Origin of the sequence: Curtobacterium sp. 9128 (assembly GCF_900086645.1) — a bacterium.
Lineage (GTDB): Bacteria > Actinomycetota > Actinomycetes > Actinomycetales > Microbacteriaceae > Curtobacterium.
Genome location: NZ_LT576451.1, coordinates 3307609 through 3325241 on the forward strand (window position 1 = coordinate 3307609; position 17633 = coordinate 3325241).

Below are 17633 nucleotides of genomic sequence, written 5' to 3' on the forward strand. Positions count from 1 at the left end.
CGGCTAGAAGTCGGCGGGGCGGGGGACGTCCGTCGCCGCTGCCGTGACGAAGCCGCCGCGGATGATCGGCAGCGCCCGGCGGACGGCCTGGTCGATGCGGAGCTCGAGGTCGATGTTCGAGATGTCGTAGCCGCCCTCGCGCTTGGTGAAGTCCCGCTCGTTGCCGAACACCCCGATCGGGAGCGTCGTGGACTGGAAGAAGCCGAACAGCGGACGCATCTGGTGCTCGACGAGCAGTGCGTGCCGGTCGCTCCCGCCCGTCGCGGTGAGGAGGACCGGGGTGTCGACGAGGTCGTACTGCCCGATCCAGTCGAAGAAAAGCTTGAAGGCGCCGGAGTACGCGGCACGGAACGCCGGACTGCCGACGACGAGCACGTCGGCCGCTTCCACGGCTTCGAGTGCGGCGACCGTGGTCGGGGACATCGCCGAACGGTCGGACGCTGCCCCGAGGTCGGCGAGCAGCGGCCCGATCTCCACGGTCAGGGTGCGCGCGTCCTCGATCTCCTCACCGAGTCGCGCGACCGTGGCGGCGACCAGGGTCGAGGTGCGCGACGGGTCAGATGGGCTGCCGCTGACGCCGACGACGAGTTCTCCGCTCATGCGTTCGATGCTCACACGCACCCGGGGAGCCCGCACGGTTGTGACGACATGTGTCGCCCCAGGCAGCCCGCGTACCGTTCGCCGCATGCAGACGTTCCTGCCGTTCGCGGACTTCCACGCATCGGCCGAGTCCCTCGACGACCGGCGGCTCGGGAAACAGCGCGTCGAGACGCTGCAGGTGATGCGGGCCCTGACCCTGCCGGACTACGGGTGGCAGCACCACCCCGTCGTGGCGATGTGGCGCGGGTACCGGCCGGCGCTGATGGCGTACCAGGACGCCGTCTGCGCCGTCTGGCTCGACCGCGGGCACGTCGACACGTGTCTCGCGAAGACCCTGGCCGACCTCGGCCGCTCCCCCGATGACCTCGACGCGTACGAACGCGGCGACTACGAGGTACCACCGTGGAACGACGACGAGGCCGTGCACCGATCGCACCGGTCGAAGCTCGTGCAGAAGGACCGGGAGCACTACCTGCCGCTCTTCCCCGACGTCCCCGACGACCTCGACTACGTCTGGCCGGTCCCGTCGGCGAAGGCGACGCGAGCGGGGAGCGTTGCGGGGAGTCCTACGCGATCGGGGTCCACGTCCCGCCGTCACGGCGCGTGACCCGGTCGGAGCGGATCTCCACCGTGTCCCGCAGGCCGGCGACCGCGAGCCGGGCGACCGCGATCGCGACCTCGTCGTCACCCGCCTCGTAGCGGACGACCGCGCACGGGACACCCCGGATCAGCCGGACGTCCTGCGCTTCGACGACGACCTGCTCGGCGACGAGGCGAGCGGCAGCCGGGAGCACGGCGTCGGGGGCGACACCGGGCGCCAGGGCACCGACGGCGAGGGTCACACGGTACGAGGGCACAGGCCAACGCTAGCGATCATCCCCGCCAGGGACGCACCCGGTCCCGCCACGGACGGAGGGGATCCGGGGACGTCGTACAGGGATGACGTCCCGCGATCCGTGGCGGGGCTCCGGGTGCTGCGGGGCACGACGACAGGGGATGTCGTGGCCCGCTCCGGACGCTTCCTTCACAGAGCGCGTCCGGCTGATCGCGCCGATCGGATCCCGAGGGGGGAACCGGATCCGGGCGGCGCGGGTCTTCAGCGGTGCTCGGTGTCCTCTCGGTACCGCTCCGACTCGGTCGGAGCGGGCATCGATCGACACGCCGCAGCGGGACGGATCATCGGGAGCACCGCGCTCCCGATGGTCGCGAGCGCCCCGACGACGGCGATCAGCCCGAGAGGGGCCGAGCCGAGGTCGTGCCCTGCGGCCACGGCGAGCGCCAGGACGGTCGCGGGCGCCGGCAGGAGTTGCACCACCCGGAAGCGGTCCTCCCGGGGGACTCGAGTCGTCATCGCGTTTGCCATGTGAACACTCTGGCGGAGTTCGCTTGTCCGCAAAAGGGGGGACAGGTCCCCAGTGATGGAGTAGAACGTCTAGTACACCCCAGGTGACGGCAAGCGAGGCTCAGCCCAGCGCACGGACCGCGGCGACCGCGGCGGCGACCGAACCGACCACGACGGGCACGTCCGCCTCGGACAACGACGCATCGAACGTCAGCCGCACGGCACTGCGCGCCACCTCGTCGGAGAGCCCGAGCGCCGTGAGCACGTGCGATGCCTCGGTGCTGCCGGCTGCGCAGGCACTCCCCGACGACGAGACGACGTCACGCTGTTCGAGCTCGAGGAGCACCGTCTCACCGTTCACCCCGGGGAAGCAGAACGACGCGTGCCCTGGGAGCCGGTGCTCGCGCGACCCGGTGACGAACGCCCCGGGAACCCGTGCCACGACCCCGTCCAACACAGCGTCCCGCACCGAGGAAGCGAGCACCGAGGAAGCAAACACCGAGGAAGCCCGCGTCGCAGCCGACGCGGACGCACCCCCGACCGACAGCGCCGTCGCCACCGCCACCGCGCCGGCGACGTCCTCGGTCCCGGACCGACGCCCGCGCTCCTGTCCCCCGCCGTGCACGAGCGGCTCCATCGGCACCCCGGCACGGATCGCGAGGACACCGGTGCCCTTCGGGGCGCCGAGCTTGTGACCGGAGAACGAGAGCGCGTCGACCCCGAGGACGTCGAGCCCGATCGGCAGCCACGGTGCGGACTGCACCGCGTCGGTGTGGAAGCGCGCGCCGACACCGTGCGCGAGTGCGGCGAGTGCCGGGATGTCCTGGACGGTGCCGATCTCGTTGTCCGCGTGGGCGATCGACACGAGGGTGGTGTCCGGTCGGAGCGCGGCGGCCAGCACGGCAGGGTCGACCCGACCGGACGCGTCGACCGGCAGCACGGTCACCGTGAAGTCGTGGAAGCGTTCGAGGTACTCGCAACTCGCCAGGACCGCCTCGTGCTCGATCGCACTCGTCACGACGTGGCGCCCGCGCGGTGTCGCGAGCGCGATGCCCTTCACCGCGGTGTTCGCCCCCTCGGTGCCACCCGCCGTGAAGACGACCTCGGCCGGGCGGCACCCGAGCACGTCGGCGACGGACGCCCGCGCCGCCGCGAGCCCCCGCGCCGCCTGGTCGCCGATGCCGTGGGTCGACGAGGGGTTCCCGAAGCCACCGGTCAGCCACGGCCACATCGCCTCGAGCACCTCGCGGCGCACGGGCGTCGTCGCGGCCCGGTCGAGGTAGAACACGTCAGCCCGCAGAACCGGAACCGGAACCGGAACCGCCACCGGAACCGCCACCGGCACCGCCACCGGCGCCGGCCGCCGGACCGGTCACGGACACGTCGAGCCCGAGGTCGAGTGCGCGCGCGGAGTGCGTCAGGGCCCCGACCGAGATGATGTCGACCCCGGTGGCCGCGATCGCCGCGACGGTGTCGAGGGCCACCCCGCCGGACGCCTCGACGAGCGCGCGTCCGGCCACGAGGTCGACACCCGTCACCAGGTCGTCGATCGAGAAGTTGTCGAGCATGATCGTGTCCACTCCGGCGGCGACGACGGGTTCGATCTGGTCGATGCGGTCCACTTCGACCTCGAGGTGCACGGTGTGCCCGAGACGCTCCCGGGCGTCCCGGATCGCCTGCCCGATGCCGATCCCGCTCGCGAGCAGCACGGCGAGGTGGTTGTCCTTCGCGAGCACCGCGTCGGACAGCGACGTCCGGTGGTTGTGGCCGCCGCCGCACCGGACCGCGTACCGCTCGAGCGCACGGAGCCCCGGCGTGGTCTTCCTGGTGTCCACGATCCGTGCCCGGGTCCCGGCGACGGCCGCGACGTAGTGCGCCGTCGACGTCGCGATGCCCGACATCCGCTGCACGAGGTTGAGTGCGACCCGCTCGGCCCGCAGCACCGCTCGCGCCGGCCCGGTCACGGTCGCGAGGACGTCACCCGGCTCGAACGGGTCGCCGTCCGCGACGAGGACGGTCGCCGAGATGAGCGGGTCGACCGCGTGCATCACGGCGACGAACCCCCCGCCACCACTCAGCACGCCGGGTTCCCGCGCGCCGAGGGTCGCCGTCGCGATCGCGTCGACGGGGATGAGCGTCTCACTCGTGACGTCGCCCCACGGTGCGTCCTCCTCGAGCGCGGTCTCGATGACGCGACGGAGCGCGTGCGGCGGGATGGTTCCTGGATCGGTGGTCATGCGAGTGCTTCCTCGGGGACGGGATCGGAGACGGACGAGCGGACGGCGACCCAGCCGGTCGATGCCGGAGCACCGGGGTCGGTGTCCGGGTGGTCGGTGCGGGCGTGCGCGCCGCGGGACTCGGTGCGGGCCTCGGCGGCACGGGCCACCAGGCGGGCGAGGTCGAGCAGTGCTCGGTCCTCGTGCTCCAGCACCGTCCGGGGTACGTCCACGGCGAGCGCCGCGAACTCGCGGCGCGCGGCCGCCAGCCCACCGGCGTCACGGAGCAGACCGACGCGGTCGGTCATGACGGTCTGCACCGTCTGACGGACGTGCGCCTGCGGGTCCCGGTGATCCGGGCCTCCAGGACGGCACTGCCGGGAGGCCCGGATCGCCGCCGCCTCGTCGCGCACCGTGGTGACGGGGAACGTCGCATCGCCGCGCAGGCGGAGCAGGCCGGGTCGCGCCGCGTCGACCGCGTCCGCTGCGCGGACGGCGAAGACCAGTCCTTCGAGCAGCGAGTTCGACGCGAGTCGGTTCGCGCCGTGCACGCCGGTGCAGGCGGCCTCGCCGATCGCGAGGAGTCCGGGGATGCTGGTGCGTCCCTCCGCGTCGGTCGCGATGCCGCCCATGAAGTAGTGCGCTGCCGGGGCGACGGGGACGCCCTCCCGGGTCCAGTCGAAGCCGGCTGCACGGGTCGCACGGGTGAGGCCGGGGAACCGTGCGACGAGGAAGTCCGGGTCGAGGCCGGTCGCGTCGAGGAACACCTGTCCGCCGTCGCGCATCGCGGCCGCGATCCCCCGTGCCACGACGTCACGCGGCGCGAGTTCGGCGTCCGGGTGGACGTCAGGCATGAAGCGGCGACCGCGTGCGTCGCGGAGGACGGCGCCCTCGCCGCGGACGGCCTCGGAGACGAGCCCGCCGCCGGAGACCGCGAGCCGGGTGGGGTGGAACTGCATGAACTCGAGGTCCGCGAGGACGGCTCCGGCACGCCAGGCGGCCGCCGCGCCGTCGCCGGTCGCCACGAGCGGGTTCGTCGTCTCGCGGTACAGGTGTCCGGCTCCCCCGGAGGCGAGCACGACGGCGTCGGCGTCGATGCGGCGCGGCTCGCCCAGCAGGTCGAGCACGTCGATCCCGACCACCGTGCCGTCCCGCACGACCAGGCCGGTGAGGCAGGTGCGCTCGAGGATCGTGACGTGCTGGCGGTGCAGCGCGCGGATGAGCGTCTGCTCGATCGCGGCACCCGTCGCGTCCCCGGCGGCGTGCACGACCCGCCAGCGTCCGTGTGCGGCCTCTCGTCCACGGGCGAGGTCGTCGCCGTACCGGTCGAGGCTCGCCGGGTCGTCGGTGCGGTCGAACGGGACGCCGAGCGCGAGCAGGTCGCGGACGCGTGCTGGTCCGTCGGAGCAGAGGACCTCGACGGCGCGGGCGTCGGCGCTGCCCGCCGCCGCGACGTGCGTGTCCGCGGCGTGCAGTGCCACGGTGTCGTCGGCGCCGAGCGCGACGGCGATGCCGCCCTGCGCGTGGCTCGTCGCGGCGTCCGCGAGGGCACCCTTCGTGACGAGGGTGACGTCGTGGCGGGCGCTCGCACGGATCGCGGCGGTGAGGCCGGCGATGCCGGAACCGACGATGACGACGTGCACGGCGTCGTCCTAGTCCCGCGGCTTCGCGGCGAGCATGCGTTCGAGGGCGACCTTGGCGTCGGCCTTGACCTCGTCCGGGACGACGATCTCGTTGAGGACCTCGCCGCGCACGAGCGCCTCGAGCACCCACGCCAGGTACCCGGGGTGGATCCGGTACATCGTCGAGCACGGGCAGACGACCGGGTCGAGGCAGAAGATCGTGTGCTGCGGGTACTCGGCCGCGAGCCGGTTGACCATGTTGATCTCGGTGCCGATCGCGAACGTGGTCGGTTCGGTCGCGGCCGCGACGGTCTTCCGGATGAGGTCCGTGCTGCCGGCGGCATCGGCGGCGTCGACGACGGCCATGGGGCACTCCGGGTGCACGATCACCTGGACGCCGGGGTGGTCGCGGCGGGCCTGGTCGATCTGGTCGACGGTGAAGCGGCGGTGCACGGAGCAGAAGCCGTGCCAGAGGACGACCTTCGCATCCTGCAGGTCCTCGGCGGTGTTCCCGCCGAGGGGCTTCCTCGGGTTCCACATCGGCATCAGGTCGGTGCTGATGCCCATCGCCTTCGCGGTGTTGCGCCCGAGGTGCTGGTCGGGGAAGAACAGCACGCGCTGTCCCCGCTCGAACGCCCACTCGAGCACGGTCGCCGCGTTGGAGCTGGTGCAGACGATGCCGCCGTGGCGACCGCAGAACGCCTTGAGGTCGGCGGCGGAGTTCATGTACGTGACGGGGATGACCGGCACGCGGCCGTCGGCGTCGGGTTCGGTGCCGTAGACGGACTCGAGCTCGGCCCATGCCGCCTCGACGCTGTCGATGTCGGCCATGTCGGCCATCGAGCAGCCCGCCGCGAGGTTCGGCAGGATGACGCGCTGGTCGTCACGGGCGAGGACGTCTGCGGTCTCCGCCATGAAGTGCACGCCGCAGAAGACGATCGCCTCGGCATCGGGCTTCGTCAGGGCGGCGTTGGCGAGCTGGAACGAGTCGCCGAGGAAGTCCGCGTGCCGGACGACCTCGTCGCGCTGGTAGAAGTGGCCGAGCACCACGACCCGGTCCCCCAGCGTCGCCTTCGCCCGCTCGATGCGCTCGTGCAGTTCCTCCACCGGCGCGTGCTTGTACTCGTCCGGGATCACGCCCTGCCGCGGTGCGGAGGTCGGGATGACGTCGGACATCGACGAACCGGGGCCGTAGCCGGGCCTGGCGTCGAAGTCCCACGTCGGCATCGCGAGGTCCGGCGTACAGGTGCTGCCGTCGGCCTTGCCGTTGGAGATGAGCTCGATGGTCGTTGCGATGGACACGGTGGTTCCTATCGGTTCTGCGGTCGTGTCTGGTTCTCGGTCGTGGTGCCCTGTCGCAGCGGGCCGTTGTCCGCGTACGCGAGGTCGGGGTTCGAGCGGTACAGCCGGGCCGGACGGTGCCGGTCCCCGCTCGTGGTCTCGTCGGTGGCGATCACGGCGTCGGACTGCGCAACCTGCCGCCGGAAGTTCGCGGGGTCGAGCGGACGACCGAGCACGGCCTCGTACACGGCGCGGAGCTCGGCGAGGGTGAACCGGTCGCCGAGGAACGCCTGCGCGATGCGGGAGTACGACATCTTGTTCCGCAGCCGCCAGAGGGCGTACTCGGCGATGTGGTCGTGGTCGAACGCGAGCGGCGGGTGCTCGTCGGCGAGGAACCACCGCACGTTCCAGTCGTCCGGCACGACGCTCGCTTCGTCCGGGCGGACCAGCGCCCAGTACACGATCGACACGACGCGGGTCGGGGACCGGTCCACGTCGCCGAACGCGTAGAGCTGCTCGAGGTAGCGCGGCTGGACGTTGGTCGTCTCGCGCAGGCGGGCGGCCGCGGAGTCCTCGAGCCCCTCGTCCGGACGGACCCAGCCACCGGGGAGCGCCCACGATCCCTCGTACGGCTCGGCGGTGCGGCGGACGAGCGGCATCCACAGCGCCGGCGCCCCTGTGTCGGGGTGCGGGCGCAGCGCGACGATCACGGTCGAGACCGCGACGCGGATTGCTGATTCATCCATGGTGCCTGCGTTCAGGTTTGATTGACCTTAAGTGTTCTGGTTCCAGTGACTCTATCACCGCCTCCACATGCCGGCGACACGTTGCCGAAACAATCGGTCACGGCCCCGAAAAACCCTGGTGATGCCCGGGAAACCCGACCCGCATACATTGGGCGACATGACAACGGTGACCAGGGTGCACGCCATCGTCTCGGGGACGGTCCAGGGGGTCGGGTTCCGCTACTGGACGGCACGCAAGGCGGACGGGCTCGAGCTGACGGGCTACGCACGGAACCTCTTCGACGGCACGGTCGAGGTCGAGGCGGAGGGGCCGTCGCCCGCCGTGGACGCCCTCGTGGAGATGCTGCACACCGGGCCGCCGTCGGCGAGCGTGACCGAGGTCTCGACGCGCCCGGTCGTCCCGCACGGCGACGCCGCGTCGTTCGACATCCTGCACTGACCGTTCACCACGGGTGTCGGTGGATCGCGGAATAATCGAGTCCGTTCAGGTGCTGCACACCCAGTGCCCGGCGTGACGCCCGGTCACGCGTCCGCTCGTGCGGACTCCCCACAATCCACCGTTCGGAGCCGCCACATGACCGACCACGCCATCGACACCGCGCCACGGACCGGCAGCGTCCCGGCGCGCACGGCTGCCGACGACCGCCTGGTCATCGGGCTGCTGCTCGTGTCCGCGTTCGTCGTGATCCTCAACGAGACGATCATGGGTGTCGCGCTGCCGCGGCTCATGGACGACCTCGACATCAGTGCGGCGACCGGGCAGTGGCTGACGACCGGGTTCCTCCTGACGATGGCCGTCGTCATCCCGATCACCGGGTTCTTGCTGCAGCGCTTCAACACGCGGCCGGTCTTCATGTGGGCGATGAGCCTGTTCTCCGCCGGCACGCTCATCGCGCTCCTGGCTCCCGGGTTCGCCACCCTGCTCGTCGGGCGCATCGTCCAGGCGAGCGGCACGGCGATCATGATGCCGCTGCTCATGACGACCGTCCTGACGCTCGTCGATCCGGCACACCGCGGTCGGATCATGGGCAACATCTCGATCGTCATCTCGGTCGCCCCCGCGGTCGGGCCGACCATCTCCGGGCTCATCCTCAACGCGTTCTCGTGGCGCTGGCTGTTCGGGTTCGTGCTGCCGATCGCGATCGCCGCGCTGATCCTCGGCATGGTGAAGGTCCGGAACGTGGGCACCCCGCGGCCCGCCCCGCTCGACGTGCTCTCGGTCGTGCTCTCCGCCTTCGCGTTCGGCGGCGTCGTGTACGGCCTGTCGAGCATCGCCGAGATCGCCACCAGCGGACCGGTCGTCCCGATCGCGGCCCTCGTGGTCGGTGTCGTCGGGCTCGTGCTGTTCGTCCTCCGGCAGACCCGGCTCCAGCGCAGCGACCGCGCCCTGCTCGACCTCCGCACGTTCCAGAGCCGGGGCTTCACCGTCCCGATCGTCGGGATGGGGCTGAGCTTCCTTGTCATGCTCGGCACGCTGATCCTGCTGCCGATCTACCTCGAGCGCGTCCTCGGGCTCGAGGTCCTGAACGTCGGTCTCCTCCTGCTCCCCGGCGGCCTGCTCATGGGTCTGCTCTCCCCGATCGTCGGGCGCATCTACGACCGGCGCGGGCCGCGGGTCCTCCTCATCCCGGGCACGATCATCATCAGCGTCGTGATGTGGGGGTTGTCCACGGTCGGCACGGACACGAGCGTGTGGTTCGTCCTCGGCGCCCACGTCGTGCTGAGCATCGGGCTCGCCCTGACCTTCACGCCGCTCTTCACCGCGGCACTCGGCGTGCTGCCGCCGAAGCTCTACTCGCACGGCAGCGCGGTCCTCGGCACGACGCAGCAGCTCGCGGGTGCCGCCGGCACGGCGCTGTTCGTGACGTTCCTGACGATCGGCGCGGCGACGGCGACGGCGGGCTCCGGGGCAGAGGGCGTGGCGCTCGCGACGGCGTCCGGCGTGAAGACGGCGTTCCTCGTCGGCGGCGTCATCTCGCTCTTCGGGATCCTCACCGCCTTCTTCGTGCGGAAGCCCGAACTGCCAGAGGGCGCCCCGACGCCCCCGCCGGCGCACTAGCCCGCCACGGGAGCCCGCGCGCCCGGCGGGGCTGACGCGCGCCCGGCGGCGCACCCGCGCGCCCGGCGGCGCACCCGCGGTCGCACCCCGTCACGAACATCGCGCCCCGTCACGGCGGGGCGCGATGTTCGTGACGGGGCGCGATCTCTCGCCGGCCCGCCGCCCGGCGCCCGCGGCGCACACCCGCGCGTGGCATCGTGGGCGCATGCGGTCGACGACGAGCGAGCTCAACTGGTCCGGCACGGTCACGTACACCTCGGAGCGCGTCGAACGCCCGAGCACGCTGGACGAAGCCGCCGCGATCGTCGCCAGGGAGCCCCGGGTCCACGGTCTCGGCACCCGGCACTCGTTCAACGACGTCGCGGACGCTCCCGGGGTGCTGCTCGACCTGACGGCGATCCCGACCGACCTGGTGATCGACCGCATGCCCGACGGCCGCGCGACCGCCACGCTCGGCGCGGGCACCAGGTACGGCGACGTCGCCCCCGCGATCGACGACGCCGGCTTCGCGCTGCACAACATGGGGTCGCTCCCGCACATCTCGATCGGCGGCGCGATCGCCACCGGCACCCACGGCTCCGGCACCGCCCTCGGGTCGCTCTCGACGGCCGTCAGGAGCCTCGAGCTGCTGGGTCCGGACGGCGAGACGCGCACCATCGGCAGCAACGGCATCGACGGAGCCGGCAGCGTCCTGCACCTCGGCCTCCTCGGCATCGTGACCCGGGTGACGCTCGACCTCGAGCCGACCTACGCCATGCGCCAGGACGCGTACGGCCCGTTCCCGTGGCGGACGTTCCTCGACCACGCCGCCGAGATCCACGCCGCCGGCACCTCGGTCTGCTCGTACACGCGCTTCGGCGACGAGATCAGCGAGGTGCTCGTGAAGACCCGCAGCGAGCACGTGCCCGACGAGCTCGTCGGCGCACCGCGGCTGCCAGGGACGCCGGGAGACGAGCACCGCACCGCCCGCGACGGGTCGATGGGCCCGTGGTGGGACCGACTCCCGCACTTCCCGATCGGCACGGTCCCGTCCCACGGGTCAGAGGTGCAGAGCGAGCACTTCGTCCCGATCCGGCACGCAGCAGCCGCCCTCGACGCCCTCCGCGGGCTGGCCGACCGCATCCAGCCACACCTGCACGTCGCCGAGCTCCGCACGATGGCGGCCGACGACCTCTGGCTCTCCCCCACGCAGGGCGATGACGTGTTCTGCATCGCGTTCACCTGGAAGAAGCACCCCGTCGAGGTCGCGGCACTCCTCCCCGACCTCGAGGCGCGGCTCGCCCCCTTCGACGCCCGTCCGCACTGGGGCAAGATGAGCTCGCTCGACGCGGATGCGGTGGCAGCGCTGTACCCGCGGCTGCCCGCGTTCCGCGACCTGGTCCGCAGCGCCGACCCGGACCGGACGTTCGCGTCCGCCTTCGGCGAGCGCGTCCTGCGGACCTGAGCCGAGCCTCCAGTCCGGCAGTCCACCGGCCACCGAACTGGGCCCACGCCGCCGGTTCCCGGCCGACGCGCCAGCGGCGGACGGGCCGTGCCGGTGGGGAGAGGCTCCGCACCGGCCCGCCACCCCGCTCACGCCAGTGGGGTGACCACCTTCGCGTCGCCGTCCCAGTGGCGGAGACCGCCGACGGCGAGCGTCTGCGGGAGTGGCCCGATCGCCGCGAGAGCGCGGAGCGCCGCGGGGAGGTCGACGTCGCGGATGCGCCGGGCGAGCGTGACGTGCGGCGCCCACCGTCCGGGTGCCGAGGGGTCGAGCGACCCGGGCGAGACGTCGTGCACCGCCTGGTGGAACCGTGCGAGGGGCTCGTCGACGACCACGCCGAGACCGAGCACGTGCCGGCCGGGTCCTGCGGGGAAGAGCAGGATCCCCGCGATGCGGAGCGCTGCCGGCAGGGGCACGTCGAAGCCCTCCGGGACGGGCAGGGACTCGCCCGCAGCCAGCGTGACGTGCGGGTCGTTCGTGCCGGAGCGCCCGAGGCTCGGCAGGTCGGCCTCGGTCAGCGCGTTCCACACGGCCCGGACCTCGCGATCCGAATCGTCGTCCAGGACCAGCTCGATGCTCCGCACGGATCGAGTCTGCCCACGGACGCCTGCGCAACGGATGTAACACGGCGGAACGCAAGTCGCCGCCGCTCGGTCTGCGCGTCACACTCGTGGTCAGTCACGACCGTGTGACCCCCGCAGCACGGCCCGCGAGGCCCCGCCCCACGAGGAGCACCCATGACCGCCCCCGCACTGCCCCAGAAGCCGAAGCGCAAGCGCCCGATCGGCTGGATCGTCGCCGCGGCGATCGTCGTCGTCGCGATCATCGTCGCCGTCGTCGCCGTCGCGGTCCGCTCCGGCGGTGACGGCGACGGTGCCGCATCGGGTGCCGCTCCGAAGACCGTGACGATCGGTGTCTCCGACAAGTCGCTGCCGTACTGGAACACGTACGTGAAGCTCGCGAAGGACAAGCTCAACGTCACCGTGAAGCTCCAGAACTTCTCGGACTACTCGCTGCCGAACCCTGCGCTCAAGGACAAGCAGATCGACATCAACCAGTTCCAGCACATCCAGTACCTCGCGAACTACAACGTCACCTCGGACGACGACCTGCAGCCGATCGGCGCGACGGCCGTGTACCCGCTCCCGCTGTACTCGACGAAGGTCTCGAAGGTCTCCGAGTTCGAGGACGGCGCGAAGATCGCGATCCCGAACGACGCCATCAACGAGGCGCGTGCACTGCTGGTGCTGCAGTCGGCCGGCCTGCTGGAGCTCAAGGACGGCGGCAGCGCCTTTTCCACGACCGCGGACATCACCTCGCACAAGGTCGACGTGCAGACGCTCGACGCCTCGCAGACCGCGAACGCGCTGCAGCAGGGGTCCGTCGAGGGCTCGATCGTCAACGTGAACTACGCCACCTCGGCCGGGCTCGACACCAAGGACGCGATCTTCCAGGACGACCCGAAGAGCGCCTCCGCCAAGCCGTACGTGAACGTCTTCGCGGTGCGTGACGCCGACAAGGACAACAAGACGTACCTCGACCTGGCGAAGCTGTTCCAGGACGACGCCGTGCAGAAGGTCTTCGCGAAGGACTACCCGGACGCCGTGTCGAGCGACGAGAGCGCCGCGTCGCTGCAGCAGGAACTCGTGTCGGTCGAGAAGGACGCGAAGGCGGCAACGAAGTAGTGGCTGCCCTCGTCGAACTCCGCGGCGTCTCGAAGCACTACCGCCGCGCCGACACCGGCGAGACCGTGGTCGCCGTCGAGGACGTGTCCCTCGACGTCGAACAGGGCGAGGTCCTCGGCGTCATCGGGTACTCCGGTGCCGGCAAGTCCACCCTCGTCCGCCTGGTCAACGCCCTCGAGCTGCCCTCCTCGGGCACCGTGACGGTCGCCGGCCAGGAGCTGACGGCGATCCCCGAGCGGGATCGCCGTCTGGCGCGTCGTCGCATCGGGATGATCTTCCAGCAGTTCAACCTGTTCCGGTCGCGCACCATCGCCGGCAACGTGGCGTACCCGCTCAAGGTCGCCGGTGTCGCGAAGGAGGAGCGCGACCGCCGTGTCGCCGAGCTCCTCGACTTCGTCGGACTGCTCGACCGGGCGTACGCCTACCCCGAGCAGCTGTCCGGTGGGCAGAAGCAACGCGTCGGCATCGCCCGTGCGCTCGCCGGCAACCCCGACCTGCTGCTCGCCGACGAGGCCACGAGCGCCCTCGACCCCGAGACCACCTCGGAAGTGCTGGCGCTCCTCCGTCGTGTGAACCGGGAACTCGGCGTCACGATCATCGTCATCACGCACGAGATGGACGCCGTCCGGCAGATCGCGGACCGGGTGGCCGTGATGGAACAGGGACGGGTGGTCGAGGTCGGCGACGTGTACGACGTCTTCTCCACGCCGACCAACCCGGCGACCAAGCGGTTCGTCCGCACGGCCCTGCACGACCGGCCGTCGGCCGAGACGCTGGCGCGGCTACGGGAACGCCACCCCGGTCGGCTCGTGACCGTGCAGATCACCGACGAGGTCGGCCTGCAGAACCGGATCGACCAGGTCTTCCGGTCCGCGGGGGTGACCGCAGAGCTCGTCTACGGCGGGGTCGGTGAGATCCGGGAGCGCCGGATCGGTTCCCTGACGTACGAGCTGTCCGGACCCGGCATCGACGACGTCGTCTCGGCGCTCCGCGCGGCCGGGGTCACCACCGACGAAGAGGACCGAGCGTGAACAACTCCTTCCAGAGCGTGATCGACACGTTCGATGTCTTCCTGTCCTCGGTGCGCGACACCATCGTGATGTCGCTCGTCTCGCTCGTGATCGCCGGGCTCATCGGTCTGGCGCTCGGCCTGGCGCTGTACGCCACCCGACCAAGCAGCCTGCTCGGCAGCCGGACGGCGTACACGATCATCAACCTGATCGTGAACATCGTCCGTCCGATCCCGTTCGTGATCTTCCTCGCGGCGATCGCACCGTTGTCCCGCGTGGTCGTGCAGACGACGATCGGCGTCCCCGCCGTGACGTTCGCGATCTCGCTGGCGGCGGCGTTCGCGGTCGCCCGCATCGTCGAGCAGAACCTGCTGTCCGTGGACCCGGGCGTCGTCGAGGCAGCGCGGGCATCGGGTGCGCACCCGATCTCGATCCTGTTGACGGTGCTCATCCCCGAGGGCCTCGGGCCGCTCATCCTCGGCTACACGTTCATCTTCATCGGCATCGTCGACATGACGGCGCAGGGCGCCCTGATCGGCGGCGGTGGCCTCGGCGAGTACGCGATCACGTACGGGTCGCAGCGGTACGACTGGTGGATCGTCTACGTGTCGGTGGCCGCGATCGTGGTGATCGTGCAGCTCGGGCAGTTCATCGGCAACCGCTTGGCGCGGGCGACGCTCCGCCGTTGACGGTCGTCCGACCGGTCGCAACACCCCGCTCACGTCCGCCGACCGGTCGCAGATCGTCGGTCGAAGCGTCCCCGAGCGACAGTTCGTGACCGCTCGGAGGTCAACCGACGGAGTGTCGTGACCGGTCGGCGGGCGCTCGCGCCGTCCAGTCCACGGGCACCCGCAACGGGCGGCGGGCGCCCGCGACAGGCCGCGGGCACCCGCACCGTGCGACGGGCGCACCGTGCGACAGGCCGCGGGCACCCGCACCGTGCGACGGGCCGGCCGGGATGCTGTCGCGTCACCGGCGCGCCGGGCCGACACCGAGCCTCCCGGCCGGTCGCAACAACCCGCTCACGTTCCCCGACCGGTCGCGGAACGTCGATCGGAGCGCCACAGGGCGACGATCTCCGACCACTCGACGGACGCCGGGCGTCGGCGCCGGGCGTCGGCGCGGCGCGCAGCGCGCCCCGCCCCCGTCAGGCGGCGGAGTCGGCCTCGACGGGACGGGACGACGACGCTGCCGGGGCCTCGTAGTGCGCCCGCACCAGGATCGGGCGGTGGTCCGAGATGCCGGCGGGCAGCGTCTCCACGCCCGCGATGTGCAGCCCGACGCTCGTGGCGAAGTCGAAGTGCCCCGTGAACTTCCGGTACCGCAGGTACGTCGGCTGGTCGGAGAGCGAGAGCGCGAAGCCGTGCGACTCGATCTTGCGGCGCAGGTTCGTCTGGAACCAGGGGTAGTTGAAGTCGCCGACCATGATCGCGGGGGCCTCGCTCGACAGGTCGCGGACGAACTGGTGCGCTGCCTCGATCTGCTTGCGGCGCAGGGAGTTCGTCGCGGTCAGGGGCGAGGCGTGGAACGACGCGACGATCACGTCGGTCGACGCCTCGCGGTCGCGGAGGTGCATCGCGATGAGCCGTTCGTGCGCCGGAGCGAGCACGCGGTCGTGGAGCGACTTCTGCAGGGAGTGGATGCTGAAGTCCTGCACGTCGAAGCGGTCGTCGCGCTTGTAGATCGCGAGTCCGAGGCGGTTCGCCTTGGTCGACGCCGCGAGCGTGAGCCCGCCGACGGAGGGCGCGAGGTCGTTGCTGTCGCACTCCTGCACGCAGATGACGTCGGCGTCCGACGCCTCGGCCAGTGCGGCGAGTTCGCCGTTCGCGGTGTGCTCCCGCAGGTTGTAGCTGACGACGCGGATGGTGGTGGGTCGGACGTCGGTGTCCGTCGGGATCGTCCCCTGCTGGTCTGGCACGGTCATGCTGCCTTCCTTCCGGAGTGGGGTCCCTGCGTCCCGCTCAGTCTGCCGCGGCAACGGTACTCGTCGACCTCAAGCAGTTTCTGAGACTGTAGCGCCTGCCGGGTTTCGTGCGCGTGACGGCGACACGAACGGTCGTGTCGCCGGGAGACCCGGACGCGGGGCTCACGCACGGACCCGTCGTGCCGGTCGGACGGTCTCCCCCGCCGTCCGACTCATCACGAGCCCCTCGACGCAGGCCACCACGAGCAGGGCCGCGATCACCCAGAACGTCAGGACGTAGGCGCCGTCCCCGGCGAGCCCGGCGCCGGCACGGATGACGACGGCCGCGACGGCGACACCGAACCCGGCGGCCGTCTGCTGCAGCGTCGAGGACAGCGTGTTCGCCGGGGTCATGTCGGCCTGCTCGACGTCGGCGAAGGCGATCGTGTTGTACGCGGTGAACCCGACCGAACGTGCTGCACCGCTCACGACGAGCAGGACGGCGAGCAGCCAGAACGGGGTGTCCGGCGTCAGGAAGGTCATCGCGACGACCGTCAGCGCCGCGATGGCGGACGACACGATGATCACCGGCCGGTAGCCGAACCAGCGGAGGAACGGCGTGGTCGCCGGCTTGATGCCGAGGTTGCCGACGAAGACGAACAGCACGGCGCTGCCCGCCTCGACGGCCGTCCACCCCCAGGCGTCCTGGAAGAGCAGGGGCAGCACGAACGGCACCGCGGACACGGCCAGGCGGAACAGGCTGCCGCCGGCGTGCGACACCCGGAAGGTCTCGAGCCGGAACGCGTCGAGCCCCATGATCGGGTGCTGCGCCCGCCGGAAGTGCCGGATCGCGAGCCAGCAGCAGGCTGCTCCGACCACCCCGGAGACGATCGTGGCGACGACCGGCACGGTGTCGAGCGCGAGCAGCGACGCCATCACGACGACCCCGCCGAGCCCGACGCACGCCAGCAACGACCCCGGCCAGTCGAACGGCACGCGCTCCGGCGCGCGCTCCTGCGGCACGAGGACGAGCGCGGCGATCAGTGCGATGACCCCGAGCGGGATGTTGACGAGGAAGATCCAGTGCCACGACAGGGTGTCGACGAGCACACCACCGACGAACGGCGCGATGATCGGCGCCGCGAGGGCCGGCCACGTCAGGATCGCGATCGCCGTGACGAGCTGCTCGCGCCCGGCGCTCCGCAGCACGACGAGCCGTCCGACGGGCACCATGAGCGCCCCGCCGATCCCCTGCACGATCCGCCAGATCGTCAGCTCGACCAGTCCGGTCGACAGGGCGCAGAGTCCGGACGCGATCGTGAACACCGCGATGGCGCCCACGAACACCGTGCGCGAGCCGACCCGGTCGGTCAGCCAGCCGCTCACCGGGATGAACACGGCGAGGGTGACCAGGTACGCGGTGATCGCGATGCCGATCGCCGCCGAGTCCACTCCGAGGTCACGACCCATCGCCGGCGCGGCGGTGGCCAGGATGGTGCCGTCGAGGAGCTCCATGAAGAACGTCCCCGCCACGAGCACGGCGACCGCGGTGCTCCCGGTGCGTCGGCGGGCAGGGGGTGCTGTCGATGTCGTCCTCGTCATGTCAGTCCAAATGCTATGCCCGCCACCACCACATGACGTTCTGCAATGTGGAACGGTGGACGTGACGACGTTGTCCGGGCGAGC

General features: G+C 71.5%; 18 protein-coding genes. 7 read left to right on the forward strand and 11 right to left on the reverse strand.

From position 1 onward, the window contains the following. Positions 1–3 precede the first annotated feature (3 nt). A complete protein-coding gene (locus QK288_RS15725) occupies positions 4–600 on the reverse strand; it encodes an NAD(P)H-dependent oxidoreductase (RefSeq protein ID WP_281265204.1) in 597 nt (198 codons plus the stop codon). A gap of 85 nt (positions 601–685) precedes the next feature. Between QK288_RS15725 and QK288_RS15730 the strand changes: the two genes are divergently transcribed. Further along, positions 686–1207: an MSMEG_6728 family protein gene (locus QK288_RS15730; protein ID WP_281265205.1), complete on the forward strand. Its 522-nt coding sequence runs from the start codon at positions 686–688 to the stop codon at positions 1205–1207. Here QK288_RS15730 and QK288_RS15735 read toward each other — a convergent pair. The 7 genes from QK288_RS15735 to QK288_RS15765 form a co-directional block, all read right to left on the reverse strand. After that, complete coding sequence (locus tag QK288_RS15735; RefSeq protein ID WP_281265206.1) at positions 1167–1457, reverse strand: hypothetical protein; 291 nt, start codon at positions 1455–1457, stop codon at positions 1167–1169. The two genes, QK288_RS15730 and QK288_RS15735, sit on opposite strands and share 41 nt — an antisense overlap. Before the next feature lie 239 nt (positions 1458–1696). Next, positions 1697–1963 carry a hypothetical protein gene (locus QK288_RS15740; protein WP_281265207.1) on the reverse strand — a complete coding sequence of 89 codons (267 nt, stop codon included), beginning with the start codon at positions 1961–1963 and terminating at the stop codon, positions 1697–1699. A 100-nt stretch (positions 1964–2063) separates the two neighbouring features. Next, positions 2064–3230 (reverse strand): cysteine desulfurase family protein, encoded by a 1167-nt coding sequence (locus QK288_RS15745; protein ID WP_281265208.1) that lies wholly within the window; start codon positions 3228–3230, stop codon positions 2064–2066. Position 3231: 1 nt separating this feature from the next. Continuing rightward, positions 3232–4179: a carboxylating nicotinate-nucleotide diphosphorylase gene (gene nadC, locus QK288_RS15750; protein ID WP_281265209.1), complete on the reverse strand. Its 948-nt coding sequence runs from the start codon at positions 4177–4179 to the stop codon at positions 3232–3234. Beyond that, positions 4176–5801: an L-aspartate oxidase gene (nadB, locus tag QK288_RS15755; RefSeq protein ID WP_281265210.1), complete on the reverse strand. Its 1626-nt coding sequence runs from the start codon at positions 5799–5801 to the stop codon at positions 4176–4178. Before nadB ends, nadC begins: the two co-directional genes overlap by 4 nt. 9 nt (positions 5802–5810) lie before the next feature. Then, positions 5811–7082, reverse strand: a complete 1272-nt coding sequence (nadA, locus tag QK288_RS15760) for a quinolinate synthase NadA (protein ID WP_281265211.1) — start codon at positions 7080–7082, stop codon at positions 5811–5813. 8 nt (positions 7083–7090) lie between these two features. Beyond that, positions 7091–7807, reverse strand: coding sequence for an NUDIX domain-containing protein (locus QK288_RS15765; RefSeq protein WP_281265212.1), 717 nt, complete (start codon positions 7805–7807; stop codon positions 7091–7093). A 157-nt stretch (positions 7808–7964) separates the two neighbouring features. Here QK288_RS15765 and QK288_RS15770 point away from each other — a divergent pair, with 157 nt between their 5' ends. The 3 genes from QK288_RS15770 to QK288_RS15780 all read left to right on the forward strand — a co-directional run bounded on the left by QK288_RS15770 (position 7965) and on the right by QK288_RS15780 (position 11310). Continuing rightward, positions 7965–8246, forward strand: a complete 282-nt coding sequence (locus QK288_RS15770) for an acylphosphatase (protein WP_281265213.1) — start codon at positions 7965–7967, stop codon at positions 8244–8246. Between the two features lie 135 nt (positions 8247–8381). Beyond that, the gene (locus QK288_RS15775) at positions 8382–9866 is read left to right on the forward strand and encodes an MDR family MFS transporter (RefSeq protein WP_281265214.1); all 1485 of its coding nucleotides are present in this window, start codon (positions 8382–8384) and stop codon (positions 9864–9866) included. 205 nt (positions 9867–10071) lie between these two features. Next, complete coding sequence (locus tag QK288_RS15780; protein WP_281265215.1) at positions 10072–11310, forward strand: D-arabinono-1,4-lactone oxidase; 1239 nt, start codon at positions 10072–10074, stop codon at positions 11308–11310. Positions 11311–11438: 128 nt separating this feature from the next. Here the strand turns inward: QK288_RS15780 and QK288_RS15785 are convergent, their stop codons facing one another. Next, the gene (locus QK288_RS15785) at positions 11439–11933 is read right to left on the reverse strand and encodes a 2'-5' RNA ligase family protein (protein ID WP_281265216.1); all 495 of its coding nucleotides are present in this window, start codon (positions 11931–11933) and stop codon (positions 11439–11441) included. Between the two features lie 153 nt (positions 11934–12086). Between QK288_RS15785 and QK288_RS15790 the strand changes: the two genes are divergently transcribed. The 3 genes from QK288_RS15790 to QK288_RS15800 are packed head-to-tail and all read left to right on the forward strand — an operon-like array spanning position 12087 to position 14733. Then, positions 12087–13034 (forward strand): MetQ/NlpA family ABC transporter substrate-binding protein, encoded by a 948-nt coding sequence (locus tag QK288_RS15790; RefSeq protein WP_281265217.1) that lies wholly within the window; start codon positions 12087–12089, stop codon positions 13032–13034. Beyond that, positions 13034–14065 (forward strand): methionine ABC transporter ATP-binding protein, encoded by a 1032-nt coding sequence (locus tag QK288_RS15795; protein ID WP_281265218.1) that lies wholly within the window; start codon positions 13034–13036, stop codon positions 14063–14065. Before QK288_RS15790 ends, QK288_RS15795 begins: the two co-directional genes overlap by 1 nt. Next, positions 14062–14733 (forward strand): ABC transporter permease subunit, encoded by a 672-nt coding sequence (locus QK288_RS15800; RefSeq protein WP_281265219.1) that lies wholly within the window; start codon positions 14062–14064, stop codon positions 14731–14733. The genes QK288_RS15795 and QK288_RS15800 overlap by 4 nt, the downstream gene beginning before the upstream one ends. Before the next feature lie 458 nt (positions 14734–15191). Here QK288_RS15800 and QK288_RS15805 read toward each other — a convergent pair whose 3' ends face one another. Further along, entirely contained in the window at positions 15192–15968 is a 777-nt protein-coding gene (locus QK288_RS15805; protein WP_281265220.1) for an endonuclease/exonuclease/phosphatase family protein, read from the reverse strand. A 162-nt stretch (positions 15969–16130) separates the two neighbouring features. Further along, a complete protein-coding gene (locus tag QK288_RS15810; RefSeq protein WP_281265221.1) occupies positions 16131–17549 on the reverse strand; it encodes an MFS transporter in 1419 nt (472 codons plus the stop codon). Positions 17550–17633: the final 84 nt, after the last annotated feature.